General features: G+C 67.9%; 16 protein-coding genes, 1 tRNA gene, 4 pseudogenes and 1 riboswitch. Of the genes and pseudogenes, 10 read left to right on the forward strand and 11 right to left on the reverse strand.

The genetic code is table 11. The features are described from left to right. The first annotated feature begins 6 nt into the window (after positions 1-6). Positions 7-843, forward strand: coding sequence for a TatD family hydrolase (locus tag MJQ72_RS14490; RefSeq protein WP_240599666.1), 837 nt, complete (start codon positions 7-9; stop codon positions 841-843). Between the two features lie 413 nt (positions 844-1,256). Beyond that, a complete protein-coding gene (locus MJQ72_RS14495; protein WP_240601327.1) occupies positions 1,257-2,636 on the forward strand; it encodes a resuscitation-promoting factor in 1,380 nt (459 codons plus the stop codon). 58 nt (positions 2,637-2,694) lie between these two features. On the opposite strand, the gene MJQ72_RS14500 is transcribed toward MJQ72_RS14495, so the two are convergent. Together MJQ72_RS14500 and MJQ72_RS14505 are read right to left on the reverse strand one after the other, a co-directional pair. Next, positions 2,695-3,717: a DUF222 domain-containing protein gene (locus tag MJQ72_RS14500; RefSeq protein ID WP_240599667.1), complete on the reverse strand. Its 1,023-nt coding sequence runs from the start codon at positions 3,715-3,717 to the stop codon at positions 2,695-2,697. A 147-nt stretch (positions 3,718-3,864) separates the two neighbouring features. Beyond that, entirely contained in the window at positions 3,865-4,446 is a 582-nt protein-coding gene (locus tag MJQ72_RS14505) for a GNAT family N-acetyltransferase (protein ID WP_240599668.1), read from the reverse strand. A gap of 40 nt (positions 4,447-4,486) precedes the next feature. On the opposite strand from MJQ72_RS14505, the gene rsmA reads away from it, so the two are divergent. From rsmA to MJQ72_RS14530, 5 genes and pseudogenes are all read left to right on the forward strand, one after another. After that, positions 4,487-5,323, forward strand: coding sequence for a 16S rRNA (adenine(1518)-N(6)/adenine(1519)-N(6))-dimethyltransferase RsmA (gene rsmA, locus MJQ72_RS14510; protein ID WP_240599669.1), 837 nt, complete (start codon positions 4,487-4,489; stop codon positions 5,321-5,323). Positions 5,324-5,570: 247 nt separating this feature from the next. Beyond that, positions 5,571-5,661: riboswitch (SAM riboswitch) on the forward strand. A 213-nt stretch (positions 5,662-5,874) separates the two neighbouring features. Further along, a pseudogene (locus MJQ72_RS14515) lies at positions 5,875-6,883 on the forward strand (methionine ABC transporter ATP-binding protein). A gap of 122 nt (positions 6,884-7,005) precedes the next feature. Continuing rightward, complete coding sequence (locus tag MJQ72_RS14520) at positions 7,006-7,971, forward strand: 4-(cytidine 5'-diphospho)-2-C-methyl-D-erythritol kinase (protein WP_240599670.1); 966 nt, start codon at positions 7,006-7,008, stop codon at positions 7,969-7,971. A gap of 67 nt (positions 7,972-8,038) precedes the next feature. Beyond that, the gene (locus MJQ72_RS14525; RefSeq protein WP_240599671.1) at positions 8,039-9,811 is read left to right on the forward strand and encodes an ABC-F family ATP-binding cassette domain-containing protein; all 1,773 of its coding nucleotides are present in this window, start codon (positions 8,039-8,041) and stop codon (positions 9,809-9,811) included. Positions 9,812-9,862: 51 nt separating this feature from the next. Continuing rightward, a pseudogene (locus MJQ72_RS14530) lies at positions 9,863-11,553 on the forward strand (fatty acyl-AMP ligase). Positions 11,554-11,613: 60 nt separating this feature from the next. Here MJQ72_RS14530 and MJQ72_RS14535 read toward each other — a convergent pair. From MJQ72_RS14535 to MJQ72_RS14550, 4 genes are all read right to left on the reverse strand, one after another. Next, positions 11,614-11,943: a DivIVA domain-containing protein gene (locus tag MJQ72_RS14535; RefSeq protein ID WP_038508226.1), complete on the reverse strand. Its 330-nt coding sequence runs from the start codon at positions 11,941-11,943 to the stop codon at positions 11,614-11,616. Continuing rightward, on the reverse strand, positions 11,943-12,302 hold the full coding sequence (locus MJQ72_RS14540) for a DivIVA domain-containing protein (RefSeq protein WP_240599672.1): 360 nt from the start codon (positions 12,300-12,302) through the stop codon (positions 11,943-11,945). The genes MJQ72_RS14535 and MJQ72_RS14540 overlap by 1 nt, the downstream gene beginning before the upstream one ends. Before the next feature lie 159 nt (positions 12,303-12,461). Then, a complete protein-coding gene (gene pth / locus MJQ72_RS14545; protein WP_240599673.1) occupies positions 12,462-13,058 on the reverse strand; it encodes an aminoacyl-tRNA hydrolase in 597 nt (198 codons plus the stop codon). A 10-nt stretch (positions 13,059-13,068) separates the two neighbouring features. Beyond that, positions 13,069-13,674, reverse strand: a complete 606-nt coding sequence (locus MJQ72_RS14550) for a 50S ribosomal protein L25/general stress protein Ctc (protein WP_240599674.1) — start codon at positions 13,672-13,674, stop codon at positions 13,069-13,071. Positions 13,675-14,012: 338 nt separating this feature from the next. Between MJQ72_RS14550 and MJQ72_RS14555 the strand changes: the two genes are divergently transcribed. Beyond that, on the forward strand, positions 14,013-15,134 hold the full coding sequence (locus MJQ72_RS14555; RefSeq protein ID WP_240599675.1) for a hypothetical protein: 1,122 nt from the start codon (positions 14,013-14,015) through the stop codon (positions 15,132-15,134). 96 nt (positions 15,135-15,230) lie between these two features. Next, positions 15,231-15,848, forward strand: a complete 618-nt coding sequence (locus MJQ72_RS14560; RefSeq protein WP_240599676.1) for an NAD(P)-dependent oxidoreductase — start codon at positions 15,231-15,233, stop codon at positions 15,846-15,848. Here MJQ72_RS14560 and MJQ72_RS14565 read toward each other — a convergent pair. From MJQ72_RS14565 to MJQ72_RS14585, 5 genes and pseudogenes are all read right to left on the reverse strand, one after another. Then, positions 15,842-16,716 (reverse strand): annotated as a pseudogene (locus tag MJQ72_RS14565) (TIGR03621 family F420-dependent LLM class oxidoreductase). The gene MJQ72_RS14560 and the pseudogene MJQ72_RS14565 sit on opposite strands and share 7 nt — an antisense overlap. Before the next feature lie 129 nt (positions 16,717-16,845). Next, positions 16,846-17,826, reverse strand: a complete 981-nt coding sequence (locus tag MJQ72_RS14570; protein WP_240599677.1) for a ribose-phosphate diphosphokinase — start codon at positions 17,824-17,826, stop codon at positions 16,846-16,848. Beyond that, positions 17,823-19,309, reverse strand: a pseudogene (glmU, locus tag MJQ72_RS14575) (bifunctional UDP-N-acetylglucosamine diphosphorylase/glucosamine-1-phosphate N-acetyltransferase GlmU). Before glmU ends, MJQ72_RS14570 begins: the two are co-directional and overlap by 4 nt. Positions 19,310-19,353: 44 nt before the next feature. Then, a complete protein-coding gene (locus MJQ72_RS14580) occupies positions 19,354-21,102 on the reverse strand; it encodes a diguanylate cyclase (protein ID WP_240599678.1) in 1,749 nt (582 codons plus the stop codon). A gap of 43 nt (positions 21,103-21,145) precedes the next feature. Next, positions 21,146-21,217, reverse strand: a tRNA-Gln gene (locus MJQ72_RS14585). A 173-nt stretch (positions 21,218-21,390) separates the two neighbouring features. On the opposite strand from MJQ72_RS14585, the gene MJQ72_RS14590 reads away from it, so the two are divergent. Beyond that, positions 21,391-22,341 carry an acyl-CoA desaturase gene (locus MJQ72_RS14590; RefSeq protein WP_240599679.1) on the forward strand — a complete coding sequence of 317 codons (951 nt, stop codon included), beginning with the start codon at positions 21,391-21,393 and terminating at the stop codon, positions 22,339-22,341. The last annotated feature ends 34 nt before the right edge of the window (positions 22,342-22,375 follow it).

The following is a 22,375-nucleotide window of genomic DNA, read 5'->3' on the forward strand; positions in this document are numbered from 1 at the left end:
CAGCTGATGGGTGCGGAGAAGAAGGAGCCACCGCCGATCCCGGACAGGTTGCCGGTCTCGGTGGTGGACGCGCATACCCACCTCGACGCGTGCGGCGCGGTCACCGCGGCTGACGTGACAGCCATGGTCGACCGCGCCGAGCGCGCCGGCGTATCGCGGGTGATCACCGTCGCGGACGACCTCGCCGCCGCTCGCTGGGCCGCGCGAGCGTCCACTTGGGACCCTCGTGTGTGGGCCGCCGTCGCGATCCATCCCACGCGCACCAAGGAATTCGGCGAAGCCGAGAAATCCGAAGTGGAGAGTCTCGCGAAAGAGTCCAGAGTGGTCGCGGTCGGCGAGACCGGCCTCGACTACTACTGGGACTACTCGCCCCACGACGCCCAGCAGGACGCCTTCCGGTGGCACATCGATCTCGCCAAGCGCATCGGCAAGCCGCTGATGATCCATGATCGAGACGCTCACGACGACGTCCTCCGGATCCTCGAGGAAGAGGGGGCGCCCGAGCAGGTCGTCTTCCACTGTTTCTCGGGGGACGAGAAGGTCGCTCGCCGCTGTGTCGATGCGGGATACGTGCTGTCCTTCGCCGGGACGGTCAGCTTCCGCAACGCCAAGGGGCTCCACGAGGCGGCGAGGATCGTTCCGGCGGACCAGTACCTCGTCGAAACGGACGCCCCCTTCCTGACCCCGCATCCGTTCCGCGGGCGGCCGAACGAGCCCTACTGCGCCGCGTACACGGTTCGGCACCTCGCCTCCCTCCGGGGCGAGGCGGTGCACGAGGTGGCCGAATCGGTGCGAAAGACCGCTGAGCGGGTCTTCCGTTTGCCGACAGTCACCGCCGGTTGAACGGATTGCGACATTAGTGATCAGCAATGGTCCACTCTGATGAGTGACCAACGTCACGACACTCCGGGCGGTGTTTGCGCAACCCGGCGAGGTTCGTTACTGTCCCGTGATCGTGCCGGTCGGTACCCGCTCATGCGGTTTCCGGCTGTTACGCCCACAGTCACGTCAGTGCACGTCGGGGAAGCGGAACCAGGAGAGGTACGGCCTGGAACCGTGACGATGGCGCTGGCTGCGGGTGTCGGACTTCTAGAGGTGTGCCGAAGAGTGCATCGAGACGAAGGACGTAGTGGAGCGGTTGTCGAGCTCCTCGACGTCTTGGGAAAGGGAACGACCCAGTGACTGGTAGCAGTAGGCAGGATGGCTCGCGCCTCGGCGCAGAGACGAACACCTTCGCTTCCGCCGGCTCGGTCGCCGTGCTCGACCGCGACACCCACTACGGCGAGCTCGACTACTCCGACGATCCGCGCATCACGCACCAGGACGTCCTGGCCGCGCTCGGCCCGGACGCCGACGCCTTGATGGCCGAGATCGACGTTGACGTCGACGAGCTGATCCGCCTCATCAGCGCCGAGACCACCATGCTCCCGCCGATCGTCATTCCGGACGAGCTGGCCGAGGACCGCACCGCGGGCGCGCCGATGAAGGTCGCGACCAAGGACGAGGTCATCGCGAACTCGACCCGCGTCTGGAAGAAGCGGTTCCTCAAGGGGACCGTCATGGCGGTGCTGCTCACCCTCGGTGGTGGCGGCGCGGCCGCGATGGCGATGAACAAGAGCGTCACGCTCGACGTCGACGGCAAGCAGCAGACCGTCCACAGCTTCGGCGACACCGTCGGCGAGGTCCTCGAAGACGCCGGCCTCTCGGTCGGCGCGCACGACTCGCTCTCGCCCTCGCCGCAGGCCGAGGTGGGCGACGGCGGCGTCATCAAGCTGGAGCGCGGCCGCAAGCTCAACCTGATCGTCGACGGCGCACCGCAGCAGGAGTCCTGGGTCCGTGCGACCAACCTCGGCGACGCGCTGAACCAGCTCGGTCGCGCAGACCTCGCCAAGGCCGGCACCTGGACCTCGCTCCCGCAGAACGGTGAGCTGCCGCTCGAAGGCGCCACCGTCGAGGTCAAGACCCTCAAAAACGTCACGGTCTACGACGGCGCGAACGAACCGCGCAAGGTGCAGACCAACTCGGTGACCACCAAGGAATTCCTCGGTGAGCTCCGGATGACCCTCGGCCCGGACGACGAGGCCGTCGGCGGTCTCGACGTCAAGCTGGTCGACGGCGCCGAGGTCCACATCAGCCGGACCGGCGTCACCATGGTCAAGCAGAACGAGGAAATCGCGCCGCCCGAGCAGAAGGTCGACGACCCGAACCTCGAAAAGGGCAAGACCAAGGTCGAGGACCCGGGCACTCCGGGCCAGAAGACCGTGACCTACAAGGTCACCAAGCGCAACGGCAAAGAGGTCGGTCGCGAGAAGGTCTCGGAAGAGGTCATCACCGAGGCCAAGCCCAAGATCGTCAAGGTCGGTACCAAGAAGCCCGCGGACCCGGTCATCGGTGACGCCGGCGCCTGGGACCGCATCGCGCAGTGCGAGTCGACCGGGAACTGGTCCGCCAACACCGGCAACGGCTACTACGGTGGCCTGCAGTTCAACAAGAGCACCTGGGACGCCTACGGCGGCGACCAGTACGCCGCGTACCCGCACCAGGCCAGCAAGGCCCAGCAGATCGCGGTCGCCGAGAAGGTCCGCGAGGACCGTGGCGGTTACGGCGCTTGGCCGCACTGCGGCAAGAAGGCCTGACGCCAGATCAACCTCCTTTCCTGAAGGTCACCTGTGGGTTTTGCCCGCAAGGTGGCCTTCAGGCCGTTAGAGGCTTCTGTGGCTGCGTCACATTCCCCGGTCTTGGTCTCGACAGTCGTGCCCACCATCGAGGGGGCCGCATGTGGGCCACATTCCGGGATCGTTCAGCCGCGTTGCCCTCTCGAACGCCTTCGCCGCCGCGGTAAGGGCTTTGGTGGCCCTGTGGTGGCGCCTGGGTGGGTTTAGGGCGGCTGGCGGGTTCCTCGGCGTGCTGTGCGGGTTGAGGCTCCTCTGCGACCCGCTCCGAGGTCTGACGGGGAACGGGGATGTCCGGACCGGCCTCCGCGAGATCGACGATCTCCGCGAACGCGTCGCCGCGTCTCTCCGCCGGAGCACGGTCGTCGGCTTCTTCGCCGGGAGCCGGATACGCACGCGGCACCAGGAGTGCGTTCAGACGGGCGCCTGTCTCGGGATCGAGATCTCCGCGCATGTCCCAGCGGCCGGTCCGTTTCTGGCGCAACCAGAATTCGCTTCGCTGACGTTTCGGCCCGGGGTCCTCTTTGGGCTTCCCGTCCGGGTCGTGTCGCGCGAGCAGGTCGGTGCCTGCCATCGTGACGTCACGCGGTCTCGCGACACCCGCGAGTTCGACCAGGCCCCTTTCGGCCTCGAGTCGTTCGTCCGCGTCGAGGTGGTCCGGCAGCCTCTTCATGACAGTGACGATCCGGTCGATACCGGCCTCGGCCAACGCGCCGGTGCCGGCCGACACACCGGTCAATGGCGCGACGGGGTCGATCGACGTGCCGTCGCGCGCCCGTCTCGAATTGAGCGCGAGCGCTCTGCCGGTCACTTTCTGAGCCTCCGCTCGAGGTACTCGAGCCACATGCTCGTAAAAGACGGCGATCGAGTTGTATCCGTAGAGGTCCCGGACACCACGTGACTCGATCTCGGCCAGGATCTGGCCGACTTCGGCGAACAGACGTCGCCCTTCGCGTAGCCGCGTCTGCAACTCGTCGAGGAGCAGTTCGGCGTCACCTTCCGGCAGGTTGAGCGGGAAGGCCTTGGGGATATTTGTGCTGGTCATCCCTCGATTGTCGAGGCAGATTCGAACGAATGCACGGTATCGATCGGGTGGATGATCATTACGCTCCGGCTGCGCTGACCTGCGCCGATCACACGGGAGTGGGATACGTGTCGGTTCGAAAACGCCATACGGATGGTGGGGGCGGAATCACGGCTCCGTGCTCGAGTGGCTCAGCTGGTCCCACTCCTCGCGGAGCACCCCGTAGACGACGGCGTCGTGCACGCCCCCGGACCAGCGTCGAGCGCGTCGGAACCGGCCTTCCTCGACGAATCCCAGCCGCCGGCCGACGGCGATCATCCCTGGGTTCCCCGAAAACGTGGCGAAGTCCAGGCGGAGTGTGTCGGTGCGAGCGAACAGGTAGGTCGTCCACAGGTGCAGGGCGTCCGTGCCGTACCCGCCGCCCCAGTACTGCTCGTCGTAGATCACCAACCCCATTCGCCGCCAGTCGGTCTGCCTGCTTTCCCAGTACCAGCTGACCCTGCCGATCAACCTGCCGTCCCTCAGGTCGCATACGGCGAGGCTGGTGCGGGGATCGGCGGGCTCGGCCTTGGAGTTGGTGAGCTCGCGTGCCGTCGAGTCGGCGGCCGCCGCTGTCGGGGTGCCGAAGTAGGGCCCGTTCGTCTCGTGCCATGGCCGCGTTGGGTCGAGTAGTTCGCGAAGCGGCCGGAGGTCGCTTGGCCTCCAGTCGCGCAGCCGGACTTTCTCGCCTTCGAGTACGACGTCGTCCACCGGCCAATCGTGGCCTACCGGCGCTGGTTACGATCGTCGGGTGACTGAACTGCTCGGTCCTGCGGAGATCAGGGCGCTGGCGGCCGAGCTGGACGTACGTCCGACCAAGAAGCTCGGCCAGAATTTCGTGCACGATCCCAACACCGTGCGACGCATCGTCGACCTTTCGAGGGTCGGCGAAGGCGACGTCGTGCTGGAGGTCGGGCCGGGCCTCGGCTCGCTGACCCTCGGCCTGCTCGCGACCGGCGCCGAGGTCGTCGCGGTCGAAATCGATCCCGTGCTGGCGGGGCGATTGCCGAACACCGTGGCCGAACGGGGTGGGGCCGAACGGCTGACGGTCGTCGGCGCGGACGCGTTGCGGATCACGGCGGACGACCTGCCCGCGCGTCCGACTGCGCTCGTCGCGAATCTGCCGTACAACGTCGCGGTTCCGGTCGTTCTGCACCTGCTTGCCGAGCTGCCGTCGCTGACCAGTGGCCTCGTGATGGTCCAGACCGAGGTCGCGGACCGGATGGCGGCCGGCCCCGGGAGCCGGACCTATGGCGTGCCAAGCGTCAAGCTCGCGTGGTACGGAAAGGCACGCAAGGTCGCCGCGGTGCCTCGGGCGGTGTTCTGGCCTGTTCCGAACGTGGACTCCGCGCTGGTCGCTTTCGAGCGGGGTGACGTGGTGTCGCCGGTGGACCGGGAACGATTGTTCGCGGTGGTCGACGCCGCCTTCTCCCAACGGCGGAAGACTTTGCGCGCCGCGTTGGCGTCATGGGCCGGTTCCGCCGAACGAGCGGGGGAGTTGCTCGAGAAGGCGGGTATCGACCCCAAGACCCGCGGTGAGCAGTTGGATGTTCACCAGTTCGCGCGGATCGCGGCGGCCGCCGGTTGACCGCCCGCCCCAGGTGTGACCGGCACCGCGTGGACGTCGTCGTGGCTAGGTCAGCACGAGTGCGTAAGTCTTCTTCTCAAGCTGTATAGGCCGGCATTGTCTTAGCAGGTAGCGCGCCTGAAGCAAGTCGGAGACGCCTGCCTGTGTTCCAATATGTGGACAGCGCATCCTGTATAATGGACGCGACCAGACGTGTGATCTGCGCCTACGCGCTTGCTTTCATCCAGTGGGATCGGTTTTACTCAGTGAGCCATCCCGAGCGACTGAGAGACCTGGCTCGCCGAAGTCGCAGCAACCACCCTCCACAGGGCAGGTGCTACAGCCAGGACCGATGGAGGCTGTGCCTAATGAACAGGGTCACCCACCCGCTCCTGCTGACCAGGCGACGTGTCGTCGATGAAGGTCGCCGCACGGTAAGTGCGTGTCGACGCTCCACCGTTACTGCCTGAGTCCTTCTCCCTTACCTCTGAAACCCGTCCGTTTCCGGACGGCTACTCGGTGACGGTCGGCGCGCTCGAAAGATGCGGCGCCCCATTCGCATGGAGCCTCTCGTGATCACTGTCGAAAACCTGTCCAAATCCTTTCCCCTCAACGGAAATCCCGTCGTCGCGCTGCGCGATGTGAGCGTGGACATCCAAGCGGGCTCGCTGTTCGGGGTCGTCGGCCCGGCCGGCTCCGGCAAGTCGACCCTCGCCCGGTGCATCGGCCTTCAGGAGCGTCCCGACCGCGGCGTCGTCCGCCTCGACGGCCTCAACACGGGAACCCTCGACGGACGCCGTCTGCGCGAAATCCGGCGGCAGGTCGGTGTCGTGAGCACCAAACCGGAATTGCTCGCCGAGCGCACCATCGCCGGCAACATCGCTTCGCCGCTCGAACAGCTCGGTCTCGACGGGCCGCAGCGTCGCAACCGGGTCGGTAACCTGCTCGATCTGGTCGGGCTCACCCCCGGGCCGGACAGCGGCCGGGGACCTTTCCGAGGGGCAGCTTCGCCGAGTGGCCATCGCCAAGGCGCTGGCCGCCGGGCCGTCCGTGCTCTTGGCCGACGACCCGACCGCGGGTGTGCAGGCCGAGGAGTCCGGAGCGGTCCTGACCGTGCTCGACCGGGCACGTGCCGAGCTCGGAGTCACCGTGCTGCTCACCACTCCCGACGCCGGCGTGGTTCGCCGTGTCTGCGATGACGTCGCGGTTCTGGAGGCGGGCGCGATCATCGAACGCGGAACCGTGCTCGACCTGGTCTCCGACCCGAACAGCCGGACCGCGCAGGCGCTTCTTCCCGCGATCGAGACCGGGCGGGCGCAGGCCTCGAAGTACGACCGCGCGGTGGACGTCGTGCTCGTCGGCTTCGCTTCGGTCGGCGCGTTGCTTCCGGAGGCTGCCGGTCGCTTCGACGTCGAGCTCGCGACGATCGGGGGCGGCCTGACCCGGATCGGCGACACGCCGGTCGGCCGGTTCCGCCTCGGTGTGCGCGGTGAGCGCGCGGACGCCGCGCTCGCCTGGATCGCCGAACGTGGCGGCCACGTGACCCACCCGGTCCGCGGACCGCAGGGTGTCGCCGCCTGATTCCTCCACGAACGGGCCGCTCAGGACGAAATCGGTCCCGGGCGGCCCGTTCGTGTCCGACTCGCCCTGTTCTCTTTTCTCCTGGTGACAGCGCAGGCGGAGCGGCCACGTAGGCTTGACGGGTGCTCGCCGTCGTACCGCCCCCAGTAATCGTCAGGGTTCCCGCCAAGGTCAACCTGCACCTGTCGGTCGGTGACGTACGCCCGGATGGCTACCACGAACTGGTGACCGTGTTCCAGGCGCTTTCCTTGACCGACGAGGTGACCGTCGCGGTCACCGAGGACCCCGGCGTCGAGGTCTACGGCGAAGGCGAGGGCTCCGTACCGACAGGGGCCAACAACCTCGCCTGGAAGGCGGCGCAGGCACTGGCGGCCCACGTCGGCAAGGCGGACGGCGAGTCCAAGGTCAGGGTAGTACTGCGCAAAGGCATCCCGGTAGCGGGCGGCATGGCCGGCGGCAGCGCCGACGCGGCCGCGACCCTGGTGGGACTCGCGTCGCTTTGGAAGCTCGACATCTCCCGAGACGAACTGGCGGGGATCGCCGCGAAGCTCGGCAGCGATGTCCCGTTCGCGCTCTACGGCGGGACGGCGTTGGGGACCGGCCGAGGTGAGCAGCTGGTGCCGGTCTTGTCGCGGCACACCTTCCATTGGGTCCTGGCCTTCGACCAGCGTGGTCTTTCGACTCCGAGGGTGTTCGGCGAGCTGGACAGGTTGCGGGAGGAGGGCAGCCCGCCGCGGATCGGTTCGCACACTCCGGTGGTCGAGGCGCTGGCGTCCGGCGACCCGCGGCAGCTGGCGCTGCTTCTCGGCAACGACCTGCAGGCGGCGGCCGTTTCGTTGCGGCCGGGGCTGCGTCGCACCTTGCGGGCGGGGGTCAACGCGGGTGCGCTCGCCGGCACCGTCTCCGGATCCGGGCCGACCTGCGCCTTCCTGTGCGCGGATGCCCAGTCGGCCGTCGAGGTCGCCGCGGAGCTGTCCGGTGCGGGTGTCTGCCGCACGGTGCGGGTCGCGCACGGGCCGGTGCCCGGAGCCCGGCTGGTCGGCGGCGATGACGCGCCGCGGCCGTCGCCGCCGCGGGTGCACGCCTGAGGGTGTCCGAAATGGACATCGACTAATTCGTTGTGGTGCAAGCTTTGTGGAAAGGATCGGCTGAGGCATGGCCAACTTGGTCAACCTGGAGTCGGTGAGCAAGTCCTTCGGGGTGCGCCCGCTGCTCGACGGTGTTTCGCTCGGTGTGGCGGAGGGGCAGCGTATCGGTGTCGTCGGCCTCAACGGGGGTGGGAAGACGACGCTGCTGGAGGTGCTCGCTGGGATCAGCGAGCCGGATACGGGACGTGTCAGTCAGGTCCGTGGCTTGCGGATGGCCGTGGTCACCCAGCGGACCGAGCTCCCCGCCGGCAGTACGGTCGGAGATGTCGTGCTGGAGCGTTATGGCGCGGAGCACGAGTGGGCCGCTGACGCGCGAGTCCGGTCCATTATGGACGGTCTGGGGATCACCGCTCTCGGCGTCGAGAAGGAAACGGCGAACCTGTCGGGTGGCGAGCGCCGCCGGGTGGCGCTGGCGGCCGCTCTCACTGGTGAACTTGACCTCGTGGTCCTCGACGAGCCGACCAACCACCTGGACGTCGAAGGCGTGCGCTGGCTCGCGGATCACCTGCTGAACCGCAAGATCGCGGTCGTGGTCGTCACCCACGACCGGTGGTTCCTCGACACGGTCGCGAGCCTGACCTGGGAGGTCACCAACGGCCGCGTCGAGCAGTACGAAGGCGGGTACGCGGACTGGATCTTCGCGCGGGCCGAACGGGCGAGGCTGGCGGCGACGGCCGAGGAAAAGCGGCAGAACCTGGCGCGTAAGGAGCTCGCGTGGCTGCGCCGTGGCCCGCAGGCCAGGACCTCGAAGCCGCGCTACCGCGTGGAGGCGGCGGAGGCGCTGATCTCCGATGTGCCGGAGCCGCGTGACTCGGTCGAGCTGCAGGCGTTCGCGCGTCGGCGGCTGGGGAAGACCGTGCTGGAGATCGAGGACGCCACGTTGACCGTCGGCGACCGCACCCTGCTCGATCACGTCACTTGGCGGATCGGGCCCGGCGATCGGGTCGGTCTGGTCGGTGTCAACGGGTCGGGCAAAACGACGCTCCTCAAGCTGCTCGGCGGCGACAAGGAGCCCGAGACGGGCCGACGCATCCAAGGCAAGACGGTCAGCCTCGCGCACCTGCGACAGGAGCTCGACGACCTGCCGGGTGATCTGCGCGTGCTGCAGGCGATCGAAGAGGTGTCCGGCCGGGTCGTGTTCGGCAAGCAGGAGCTCACCGCTTCGCAGCTCGCCGAAAAGCTGGGGTTCCCCGCGGCGAGGCAGTGGACGCCGGTCGAAGACCTTTCCGGTGGCGAACGGCGCCGTCTGCAGCTGTGCCGGCTTCTGATGGCCGAGCCCAACGTGCTGTTGCTCGACGAACCGACGAACGATCTCGATATCGACACCCTGCAGCAGCTCGAAGACCTGCTGGATTCCTGGCCGGGCAGCCTCGTCGTCGTCTCGCACGACCGGTACCTGGTGGAACGCGTCTGCGACACGATCGTGGCCCTGTTCGGGGACGGGCAGGTGACCCACCTGCCGGGCGGGATCGACGAGTACCTGGACCGGCGCGCCAAGAGCCTCGAAAAAGCAGGCAGTGACCGGAAGGCAGGCAACGCGCAGGCCTCCGCGCCCAAGAAGAGCGCCGCTGAACAACGGGCGGCGCAGAAGGAGCTGTCGCGTCTTGAGCGCAAGCTCGACCAGCTGCACACGAAGGAAGAGAAGCTGCATGCGGCGCTGCTCGCCGCGGCGACCGATCCGACGAAGCTCATCGAGCTGAACACCGAACTGAAAGCCGTCGAAACGGAGAAAGAGGAGGTCGAAGCTCAGTGGCTCGAGACCTCCGAAGCGATCGAATGAGTTGACTCGACGGCGCGCGGGCTTTCCAGCGCGGACAGTAGTGTGACGCGCATGAGTCGGTTCGTGGACACGCTCGTCGCCACCGCGGCGGGGCGAGGTCAGCAGCGGGGAATGGTCACCGGGGAGCCCAAGGAGCCGGTTCGGCGGACATGGGCCGAGATCCACGAGCAGGCCAAACGGGTTGCCGGGGGTCTGGTGGCGGCCGGGCTCGAGCCCGGCAAAGCGGTCGCGGTCCTGGCGGCGGCGCCGTCACTGATCGCGCCGACGGTTCAGGCGGTTTGGCTCGCCGGTGGCAGCGTGACGATGCTGCATCAGCCGACGCAGCGCACCGATCTCGCGGAATGGGCCGAGGACACCGTTCGCGTGCTGCGGATGATCGGTTCCGACCTGGTGCTGCTCGGCGAGCCGTTCGACCAGCTGGCGCCGGTGCTCACCGAGCACGGCATCGCCTTCCAGGTGATCACCGAGCTGCTGGAGGCGGAACCACTGGCGGAGCCAGTGCCGACGGCCGAATCGGATACGGCTCTCCTGCAACTGACCAGCGGGTCGACGGCCGACCCGAAGGCCGTTCAGATCACCTACGGAAACCTGTACTCGAACGTCAAGGCGATGGTCGATCGGGCCGAGTTCGACTTCGACGTCGACGTGATGGTCTCGTGGCTGCCCACCTTCCACGACATGGGGATGGTCGGCTTCCTGACGGTCCCGATGACGTTCGGCGTCGAACTCGTCAAGATCACGCCGCTCGAGTTCCTGTCGGGCCGTTGATCTGGCCGCAGCTGATCAGCAAGTACAACGGCACGACCACAGCCGCGCCGAACTTCGCCTATGCGATCGTGGGCAGGCGGATGGCCCGTGTCGAGGACGACGACGCGTACGACCTTTCGAAGCTTCGGATCGCGTTGAACGGCGCCGAGCCGATCGACGAAACGGCCGTGCAGACGTTCGTCGATGCCGGGAAGCGCTTCAAGATGCCCGCCGAATGCGTCTTCCCGGCGTACGGCATGGCGGAGGCGACACTCGCGGTTTCGTTCGCGCCGTTGTTCACCGGCTTGACGCTGGACGTCGTCGAAGCCGACGCGCTCGAGGCGGACAACCGCGCGGTGCCGGTCCCCGAGGGCGACCCGCGCCGCGGGACCGACGAAGTCCGGTCCTTCGCGGTGCTCGGACCGCCGCTCGACGGGCTCGAGGCCGAGATCGTCGACGACAAGGGAACCGTGCTCGGGGAACGCGAGGTCGGGGAGATCCGCCTGCGTGGTGAGGCCGTGACGCCGGGATACCTGACGATGGAAGGGCCGCTCGCGACACAGGACGACGACGGCTGGCTGCTCACCGGCGACCTCGGTTACCTGGTCGACGGCATGATCGTGATCTGTGGCCGTCGCAAGGACGTCATCATCATGGGCGGCCGGAACCTGTACCCGACCGACATCGAACGAGCGGCGACCTCGGTCGAAGGGGTGCGGGCGGGGAACGCCGTGGCCGTGCGGCTTGACGCGGGCAGCCGGCGGGAGCGGTTCGCCGTCGTCGTCGAATCGAAGCTCGCCGGGGATCCGGAGACGGAGAAGGCGCTGGCGAAGGAGGTCGCGGCCAAGGTGCGCGGCGCCGTCGACATGCGGCCCTTCGCCGTTGTGGTGCTCCCGGCGGGGAGCCTGCCGAAGACGCCTTCGGGCAAGGTGAAGCGGGCCGCGACCGCCGTCCAGTTCGCGGACAAGATCGCCAAGAACGCGGCGACCAGCTGACACGAAAGGGCCGGGCCGCGAGTATCGCGGCCCGGCCCATTCGCGGCACCTCCCGTTGGTTCAGCGGCGTCGCCACAGTGGCTTGCGGTTATGGGTGTGTTCCAGGGCAGGCGCTATGTAGTAGCCGGAGGACTGGGACAACCCGGCCAGCGTGCCCTCGACGTCTCGCAAGAACGCGTCGACGGCTGCCGGGTCATAGCCTCGTTTCGAGAGGGGCGCTTTGGCGAACGCCACGTTGTGGACGTCCGAAACCGACAGGTCGTCGTCCCCGTCGAGAGTCGCCGCGACCCGTTCCAGGAAGGCGTCCACCGCGGGTTCGTGGTAGCCACGGGCGCCGATCGGCGCCCTGTCGAACTGCCGGGTTCTTGCCTCGAACGCGGTGACGGGCACTAGCGCTCCGGCAGGGACTCGACGGGGCCGCGGTCCGGAACGGCGCGTCCGGCGGTGGCCTCGTCCTCCTCGCGGGCGCCGGGCACATGGAGTGCGTGCTGGCCGGTCCGCTGGGCGAGTTGCTCCTCGACCTTGTCGAGGAAATCGTCGACTTCCCGTTCGTCGTAGCCGCGCTTCCCGATCAACGGACGCGAGAACATGACGTGGTGGACCTCGGCGGCCGTCAGGTCGTCCCGATCCGAGAGCGTGTCGGCGATCCGTTCCAGGAACGCGTCGACCTCGTGTTTGGCGTACCCGCGGCGCCCGATCGGGGCGTTCGGGAATGTGGCGCCGGCGATGTCTTCGGCCGTAAACGACATGAAACTCTCTCCGGTTTCGGTGGGGAATGCGATCTCCGCATTCCGTCCTAACGGGTTTAAGAGTTCCCGGGAAGAGCTCACCCTATTCCACGACTCGATCAGGGGCGTGGTGAAACGCCTTCGAGTGACGAGGTGTAACGCACCGCCATGTGAGCGGATTCACCCAGCGTGGAAGGTGTTCTGGGCCGCCGCGAGCCCGGTGCTGATAAGCGCTTCAACGGCGTCGGCGCAACGATCGATCTCGAAAGCGAGCTCTTTGCGTTCGACCGTCGAGAAGTCCTTCAGCACGAAATCGGCCGGATCCTGCCGTCCTGGAGGTCGGCCGACGCCGAAACGGACACGGTAGTAGTCCTTCGTGCCCAGGGACTTGGTGATCGAGCGGAGACCGTTGTGGCCGTTGTCGCCGCCGCCCAGCTTCATCTTGAGCGCGCCGAAGTCGACGTCCAGCTCGTCGTGGACGACCACGACACCGGCCGGGGGGATCTTGTAGAACCGGGCCGCGCCCACGACCGGGCCGCCCGAGAGGTTCATGTACGAACGCGGCTTGACCAGGACCACGCGCCGGCCAGCCAGCCTGCCTTCGAGGATTTCGGCGCCGCTCTTGTGGGCTTTGAACTTGCCGCCGACGCGGCCGGCCAGTTCGTCGAGCACCATGAAGCCGACGTTGTGCCTGTTGCCCGCGTACTGGGGGCCGGGATTGCCGAGGCCGGCGAGCAGGATCTGCTCGCCGGCCCCGGGAAGTACTGCTTCGGTCACACCGGTGACTTTATTCGGCGTCCTCGGCGGGGGTCTCCGCAGCCTCGGCCTCTTCGCCCTCGAGCGAGGACTCGGACGGCGCCTCGTTCACGGCGACGACCAGCGCCTCGGGGTCGGTGACCAGGGTGGCGCCCTGCGGCAGGGTGACCTGCGAGGCGAGGATCTGGGTGCCGGCTTCGACGCCCTCGACCGAGAGCTCGACCTGCTCGGGGATGTGCAGCGCCTCGACCTCGATCTGAAGGGTGTCGAGGTCGGTGGTGACCAGGGTGCCCGGGCCCGCGGTGCCGGTGACGACGACCGGGACGTCGACGGTGACCTTCTCGCCGCGGCGGACGACCAGCAGGTCGACGTGCTCGATGTAGTTCTTCAGCGGGTGGACGACGATGGTCTTCGTCAGCGCCAGCTCGCTCTTGCCTTCGAGCTCGAGGGTGATGACGGCGTTGCTGCCGTTCTCACGCACGACGCGGGCGAACTCGAGGGCGGGCAGGGCGTAGTGGCGCGGGTCCGAGCCGTGCCCGTACAGCACCGCGGGGATCTTGCCGGCACGACGCGTGCGACGCGCGGCACCCTTGCCGAATTCGGTGCGGGGCTCGACGGACAGGCTTACCTCGGACACGGTGTAGCACTCCTTCAATTCACCAACATGTTCAGCGAAAGCATGCTGAGGTGGGGATGGTTCGGGCGGTTCGGGTGTTCGGCGGCGAATTCCACAGGCGTGCTCGACCGCGTGTGGCCACTCAAGCCGCCGCGTCGATCACGTCGGGCACCAGGTGCTCACGGAACCCGCCTCGCCGAGACCGGGAAAGTGTAGACCAAGCGGTGGTGCCGGGGTCCCGCCGGGTGGCTCGTTCAGATGACAAGTCGGTGACAGCTGCTTCGGGAACCCGCGGATGCGGTGGTGCGCGACCCCTTTTCTAGGGTGTGATCTCCTCGCACTCGAGACAAGGGGGCGGAATGGCGGCACGACGGTCGAGGATCGGCGCGATCGCCGCGTTGTGCTGCCTCGTGGCCGGTTGCGACGTCGCGATCGACGGTGCGGCGGGGATCTCGCCCGCCGAGCAACAGCGGGTGGACCGGCGCACCGAGCAGCGTGGCGCCGTCGAAAGTGCGCTGAAGGCGCTTGAGCAAGCCCCAGCTGTTGTCTACAAGTCGACAATCAAGGATGCGGCAGGCAAGCCCGCCGAACTGCAGTTCCGGATCACCCGCAACGGCAGCGCGCAGGGCGCGTTGCCGGTCGACGGCCAGTCCATCCAAGTCCTGGCCGCGGACAAGCAGCTGTACCTCTCGGCGACGCCGGAGTACTGGAAGGCGCACGGGCTCGGCAATAGCGAGCAGTACGGCACCAACTGGGTCCGCACGGACGGCTCCGACCTGCCGGTGAACGCCGTCGAGGTGCTCAGCCCGCGCAAAGCCGCGTCGACACTGAGGACAGCGGTGTCCGCCATGGACCCGCTGACCGATCCGGTCCGGTCGAAGCTGCCTGACGGGACCGAGGTCTACGAGGTCGGCAGCGGGCTCGGGGCCCTGCGCGTGACCACCGCGGCGCCGCACCGCGTCGTGAGTTTCGCGCCTTCCCTTGTCGCCGCGGCGGGCGGTAAGACGCTCGGTGCCGAGATGCGGGTCGAACCGCTCGCCGGGGACGCGCTCAAGAAGCTCCAAACCGATCTGGACGGCGCGATCGGGGGAATCGGGCAGCCGTTCGACGCGCTCGCCCAAGTCAGTGTCAGCGTCGTCAACGACAAGCTGGATTGCACGGATTTCGTCGGAACCTGCCGGGCGACCATCGACGTCGCCAACACCGTCATCGGCGGCGTGAGCGGGACGCCCGTGCATCTCACGCTGACCGTCGATTTCACGGCGCAGTCCCTCGGCGCGCAGAGCTGCACGGCGGCCGCCGACGCGGCACCCGGCGCCACGACGAGCATGTCCTGCGAGGTCAAGTTCAAGCTGCCGAATCGGAACGCCAGCTACCAGGTACAGGCGAAGCCGGCGGCACGCGGCGAGGTCCGGGCGGCGGTCGACGTCAACGCCGTCCGCGAGAAGCTCAAGTCCGAGTTCGCCGCGCTGGGCGGCTGACCTGCACACTCACCCCGGGGTGCGTTGCATACGTTGAAGTAGCCGATCTTGCGTTCTTAGCATCGGCGTGGTCGCCGATGAAAAGGGAGAAACGCGATGGCGAAGTTGGTTGTGTTCGGAGGAACCGGGTACGCGGGCGGAAAGATCGCCGAGGAGGCGCGCGGACGCGGTCACGAGGTGCTGGCGGTGTCGAGGAACGCGGAGGGCGAGGGGACCAGGGCGGGTTCGCTTTACGACGAGGCCTTCCTGGCCGACGTTGCCAAGGGTGCGGACGTCCTGGTCATCGCGGTTCACGGGCAGAGCGGCCTGCTCGAAGCGGTGCCCTCGATCGCCCAGGTCGCGAAGGACAACGGCGCGCGGATCGGGGTCGTCGGCGGGGCAGGCAGCCTGAACGTGGCCGAGGGTGGGCCGCGTTTGATCGACACCCCCGAGTTCCCGGACGAGTACAAGGGCGAGGCGGGTGCGCACGCCGAGGTGCTGGAAGCGTTCCGGAAGCTTCCCGAGGACGTCGACTGGTTCTACCTCAGCCCGGCCGCGGAGTTCGGCGCGTGGGCCGAGGGTGAGCGGACCGGCGAGTTCCGGCTCGGCGGAGACGTGCTCCTGACCGACGAGAACGGTGGATCGAAGATCAGCGGCGCCGACTACGCGATCGCGTTCGTCGACGAGATCGACAAGCCGGAGCGCCGCCGTCAGCGTTTCTGCGTCGCTTACTGACCGGACAGTTCCCGCACGACCGGCGCGAACGTTTCCATCATCGGCTCGAACACCGTGATGTAGGAGAAGCCGTATCGTTCGCGACGCTCCTGGAGTTGCCGGACGATCTCTGCGACGGTGCCGAAAAGCAACTGCGGTGTCTCGAGGAGAGTGTCGACGTCGAGGCCGTCCTCGTCTTTGACCTCTTCACGCCAGGCCGCGGCGGCCGCTCGCCGGTCGTCCGCGACGACGACCCGCTGGACGAGCACGTTCAGTTCGGGATTCCGGCCGTTCGCCCGCGACTGGAAGAAGGCGACGCGCTCGTCCATGCGTTCGGCGTCGTCGAGCTGGAAGGTTCCCGGTGCCTTTCCCGGTGCTTGACGAAGACCCGAGAAACCGGCGATGTCGGCTTCTCGGGCGGCGAGGGAGAGCACGCCGTCGCTGTTGCCCGCGAGGAGCAGCGGCGGGGGCGTGATCCCTTCGGCGGCGAACTGTTCACGCAGGTGGTCGAGGCCCTTGGCGAGGTACTCGATACGTTCCTTGGCCGGGGTCCACGGCAGGCCGGCGTCGTCGAATTCCGATTTCATGTGGCGGAGCCGAGGCCGAGGTCCAGCCGATCGCCGGTCATCTTCACCGTCGTGACGACGTCGCGCGCGAAGAGCGCGAAGTTGTAGAAGGGCACATTGGAGACGAGAGTGCCGACGCGGGGCCGTTGAGTCACCGCGGCGGCCATGGTCAGCGCCGGGAAAGGCGCGTTCCGTCCTGAGCCGAGATGATCCGGCACGGAGATGACGTCGTATCCGAGGGTCTCGGCGCGGCGGCACTTCGCGACCCAGTTTTCGCGGTTCTCGGCGCCCCACAGGTTCACGCCGAATTTGAATTTCCCCATATCGGAAACCTAGCGACGCGGGGAGGCCGGGCGCGCGCCGTTTCGCGAGGAGCCGAAAACGGAGCAGGGGACCTTTGCTCTCACTCTCCGAAAGAGAGTGGTAGCAAAGGTCCCCTGCTGCCTTGAAGATCAGGCGTTGCCGTCGAAGAGGGACGTGACCGACCCGTCCTCGAAGACCTGCTGGATCGCCTGCGCCAGCAGCGGCGCGATGGACAGCACGGTCAGCCCGGGGAACCGCTTCTCCTCCGGGATCGGCAGCGTGTTGGTGACGATCACCTCGCGCGCCTTGCAGTTCGACAGCCGCTCGGTGGCGGGGTCGGACAGGATGCCGTGGGTCGAGGCGATGACCACGTCGGACGCGCCTTCGTCGAGCAGGGCCTCGGTGGCCTTCACGATCGTGCCGCCGGTGTCGATCATGTCGTCGATCAGCACGCACAGCTGACCGCGGACCTTGCCGACGACGCGGTTCGCGACGGCCTGGTTCGGCTTGTCCGGGTCGCGGGTCTTGTGGATGAAGGCGATCGGCCGGTCACCCAGCTGTGCCGCCCACTTCTCGGCGAGCCGCACCCGGCCCGAGTCCGGCGAGACGACGGTGATGTTCTCGTCGTGGTAGGTCTTGTTGATGTGCGCGGCCAGCACGTTCTGCGCGAGCAGGTGGTCGACGGGGCCGTCGAAGAAGCCCTGGATCTGCGCGGTGTGCAGGTCGACCGTCATGATCCGGTCGGCGCCGGCGGTCTTGAACAGGTCCGCGATCAGGCGCGCGGAGATCGGCTCGCGGCCCTTGTGCTTCTTGTCCTGCCGCGCGTACGGGTAGAACGGCATGATCACGGTGATCCGCTTGGCGCTCGCGCGCTTGAGGGCGTCCACCATGATCAGCTGCTCCATCACCCACTCGTTGATGGGCGCCGGGTGGCTCTGGATCACGAACGCGTCGGTCCCGCGCACCGATTCGTTGAACCGGACGAAGATCTCCCCGTTGGCGAAGTTGTGCGCGGTCTGCGGGACGACCGACACGTTGAGGTGCTTGGCCACCTCTTCCGCGAGCTCCGGGTGGGCGCGCCCGGAAAACAGCATCAGGTTCTTCTTCGGTGTTCCGGACTTCGAGCTCATGCTGGCGACTCCCCGTCGTTTCCCTTATTCGAATCGGACACGGCGGTGGTGTCCTGCTTCGCGGCGGAAGCTGCTTCCGCCGCGGGTGTGCCCGGCCTGCGCCGGGACACCCAGTCTTCGATGTTGCGCTGCGGCCCGGTGGACACGGCGAGCGCGCCCGGGGGCACGTCTTGCCTGATCACGGTGCCTGCCCCACTGTAGGCGCCGTCGCCGATGGTCACCGGGGCGACGAACGTGTTGTCCGCGCCGAGCCGCACATGGGAGCCGATCGTGGTGTGGTGCTTGTTCACGCCGTCGTAGTTCACGAAGACGCTGGAGCAGCCGATGTTGCTGTTGTCGCCGATGGTCGCGTCGCCGACGTAGGTCAGGTGCGGGACCTTCGTGCCGGCGCCGATGTCGGCGTTCTTCGTCTCGACGAAAGCGCCGAGTTTGCCCTTGGTCCCCAGTTTGGAGCCGGGACGCAGGTAGGTGAACGGGCCGACCTTCACGCCGTCGCCCAGTTCCGAATCGGAACCGTGCGTCCGCACCACCGACGCGCCCGCGCCGACGGAGACGTTCTCCAGGGTGCTGTCCGGGCCGATCTGCGAGCCCTCGCCGACCGACGTCGAGCCCTTCAGCTGGACGCCGGGTTCGATGACGACGTCGCGCGACAAGGTCACGCCCGCGTCGATCCAGGTGCTCGCCGGGTCGACGACGGTGACACCCGCCCGCTGCCAGCCGCGGACGATCCGGCGGTTCAGCTCGGCGCCGAGTACCGACAGCTGGACGCGGTCGTTGACGCCTTCGGTCACCCACGGGTCGTCGATGACCAGCGCGCCGACGCCCTTGCCGTCGCCGCGGGCGATGCCGAGGACGTCGGTGAGGTAGAGCTCGCCCTGCGCGTTGTCGGTCGAAAGCTTCGAAAGCCCGTCGACCAGGACCGAGGCGTCGAAGGCGTAGACGCCGGAATTGATTTCGGCGATTTCGTGCTGTTCGGGGTGGCGTCCTTCTGCTCGACGATCGAGGTGACGACGCCGTTCTCGTCGCGGATGATCCGGCCGTATCCGGTCGGGTTCTCGACGACCGCGGTCAGCACGGTGACCGCGTTGCCCGTCGACGTGTGCTCGGCGACCAGGGAAGCGAGCGTTTCGGTGTCGAGCAGCGGGACGTCGCCGTAGCTGACGACGACGGTGCCGGTCAGCCCGGCGGGCAGCGCCGAGAGCGCGCACGAGACGGCGTGCCCGGTGCCCTTCTGCTCCTCCTGGACGGCCGTGACGACCTCGCGGCCGAGCGCCTCGCCGACCTTCGCCAGCCGGGCGCCGACCGAGTCGCGACCGTGGCCGATGACCACGACCAGGTGCTCCGGGTTCAGTCCCGCGGCGGCTCGCACCGCGTGCTCGACCAACGGGCGGCCGGCGATCGGGTGCAGCACCTTCGGGGTGGACGAGCGCATGCGGGTGCCCTCACCCGCGGCGAGGATCAACGTGCTCAGCGGGCCGGTCACGGCACTCCCAACATTTCACCAACGGTGGTTGTCGGGCATTGATCCTACGTGGGCTGCTCGGCGTCCCACGCGGGGTCGGTCGGAGCATCCTCGCCGGGCCATCCGGTCGCCGGATCGATGGCCATCGAGTTCACCGACGAAACCTGGTTCCCGCCGCCGCGTTTCGCCTGGTACATGGCCGCATCGGCACGCGCGAGGACCTGCTCGGCCCGTTCCTGCGGGCGGAGCGAGACGAGGCCGACGGAGAGCGTGACGCCGTGCGAAAGATGGTGCGGCAGAGATGCGACGGCATTCACAGAACGACCCAGCGCCTGCTTCGCCGCGGACGCCGGAGCCCCAGGTAGAAGCACGATGAACTCGTCTCCGCCGTAGCGGGCGACGACGTCGTCGCCGCGCAGGGCGTCGCGCAGCGTGCTCGCGATGACACGGAGCACGTTGTCGCCTTCGGCGTGCGACTGCTTGTCGTTGACGTCCTTGAAGCCGTCGAGGTCGACCAGCGCCACCGCGAGCGGCTGGGCGTCGGCGGACGACGCCAGTGAACGCAGCTTTTCGTCGAGCGCGCGCCGGTTCGGCAGCCCGGTGAGCGGGTCCTGCAGCGCCTGCTGGGTGATGGCGCCGTGCTCGGCGGAGAGCCGCTCGTGCTCCCGCCGCGCGTTGAGCGTGGCGATCTGCGATTCCCGCAGCGACCACATCTCCGTTTCCAGGATGGTCGCGTAGTCGATCAGCGACTGGCTCGCCCCGGACGCGTAGTCCGGCGTGGTGTCGAGCCTGGCCAGCTCGCGGGCGAGGTTCAACCGCATCGACGGCAGCGAGCCCTCTTCGTTGTCCTCACGGACCTCTTTGAGCACCTGCAGCGCGTCCTCGCGGCGGCCGTCGTTGTCCAGGCAGCGGGCCAGCGCGATGGCGATGATCTCGCGTTCGTGCGGGAACACCAGTTCCGGATGCAGCAACGCGGTCAGCCGCTCGATATGCGACGAATCGGGCGACGCCAGCGCGGCCGCGGCGGCGAGCACGCCGACCTGGTCGATCGCGGGCACCCCCGCCTTGCGCGGGAACAGCGACTCGGTGAACGGGCCTTCGGCGGCCTGGGCCATCGACGCGGCGGTGCGGAACTTGTCGGCTCCCTCGTCGTACCGCTCGATGCGTTCGAGGCGCAGGCCCCAGCCCAGCAGCATCTTGACCCGGTTGATCAGCTGGAGCGCGATCTCGTGCGGGCTCGCGCTGTCGCGGATCGCCTGCGCGGCGCGGGCGATGGCCTCCTCGGCCGCCTCGTACACACCCAGCTGGTTCAGCACCAGCCAGCAGTCGACCAGGGTCGTGGACAGCATCCGGTCCCAGTTGCGCCTGCCGATCTGACGGTCCGGGACCGCGGAATCGTCGAGGATGGCCAGCGCCCTGGCGATCTCGGTGAGGGCGGCGTCCTCCTGTTTGGCGATCACCAGCCGTCGGCCGCGCATGGCGTGCGCGTCGGCCCGCATCAGCGCGAGACCGTGCCGCCGGGTGTGCGCGAGCATCTCGTCGAGCCTGGGTTCGGCTTCGGCGGCGAGACCGCGGGTGACCAGCCTGGCCGCCGCGGAGTAGCGCAGCAGCTGGGCGACCAGCAGGGGTTCGCCGCGGCGCTGCGTCTCGTCGAGGAGTTCGTCGAGGCTGGTGATGATGTCCAGCTGTTCGGCGAAGGTGACGCGCTGGATGGCCGCACCGAGTTCGCGCGCGCGACCGTAAAGCCAGGCGTCGGACATCTCCGCAAGCGCCGGCCGCCTGCCACTGGTCGTCGCGTCCTCGGTCAGCCGCACACACCCCCACCGTTGGAAACGCCGCTGGTCATCTGTTCGTCTGCTCCGCCGCCAGGATTCGAACCTGAACTGTCAGAACCAAAATCTGAAGTGCTGCCGATTACACTACGGCGGATCGATCCTGGTCAGGATAGCCATGTCGGGGACGTCCACGTACGCCCGGGGGTGGCCTCACCGTCGCGGGCACTCCACAGGGGACGAAACCTCCTGTACCGTAACTTACGGCATCGTAGGTAAGGTCACCCTTAGGGAAACCCTCGGGGTTGCGCGTAGAAAAGAAGTGACTGCATGACGGCTACCCTCGACCGTTCCCAGAAGCCCGCGAAGGGCCCCAAACCGGTAATCGACGGACACCGATCGAGCGCGGTGCAGCTCTCGGTCTACCTCGGGGTCATCTTCCCGCTCGCCGCGCTGCTCGCGGCCGTCCCGTTCGCCTGGGGCTGGGGACTGACCTGGGTCGACGTCGGCCTGTTCGTGGTCTTCTACGCGATCAGCGGCCTCGGGATCACCGTCTCCTATCACCGCTACTTCACGCACGGCTCGTTCAAGGCCAAGCCGTGGCTGCGCGTCGCGATGGCGATCGCCGGCAGCATGGCCGTCCAGGGCCCCGTCATCACCTGGGTCGCCGACCACCGGCGCCACCACGCCTTCTCCGACCGCGACGGCGACCCGCATTCGCCGTGGCTGTTCGGGACCACGCCGCTCGCCATCGCCAAGGGGTTCTGGCACGCGCACATGGGCTGGCTGTTCGACCGCGACCAGAGCAACGCCGAGCGGTTCGCGCCGGATCTGCTGAAGGACCGCGCCATCAAGAAGGTCGACGACCTGTTCTGGCTGTGGAGCCTGCTCACCCTGGTGCTGCCCGCGATCCTGGGCGGACTGATCACCTGGTCGTTCTGGGGCGCGGTGACCGCGTTCTTCTGGGCCGGGCTGGTGCGGGTCTGCGTGCTGCACCACGTGACCTGGTCGGTCAACTCGGTCTGCCACATGATCGGCGAGCGCCCGTTCGCGGCCCGCGACAAATCGGCCAACTTCTGGCCGCTGGCGATCTTCTCCTTCGGCGAGTCGTGGCACAACCTGCACCACGCCGACCCGACCTCGGCGCGGCACGGGGTGCAGCGCGGCCAGATCGACATCTCCGCCCGGCTGATTTGGCTCTTCGAGAAGTTCGGCTGGGCCTACGACGTGCGCTGGCCGACCCCGCAGCGCCTCGCGCGTATCGCCACTGAAAGCAAATAGCGAGGTCGCGTTAGTCTTCTGCGATGGCGGGGAG

The organism is Amycolatopsis sp. EV170708-02-1, assembly GCF_022479115.1.
Lineage (GTDB): Bacteria > Actinomycetota > Actinomycetes > Mycobacteriales > Pseudonocardiaceae > Amycolatopsis.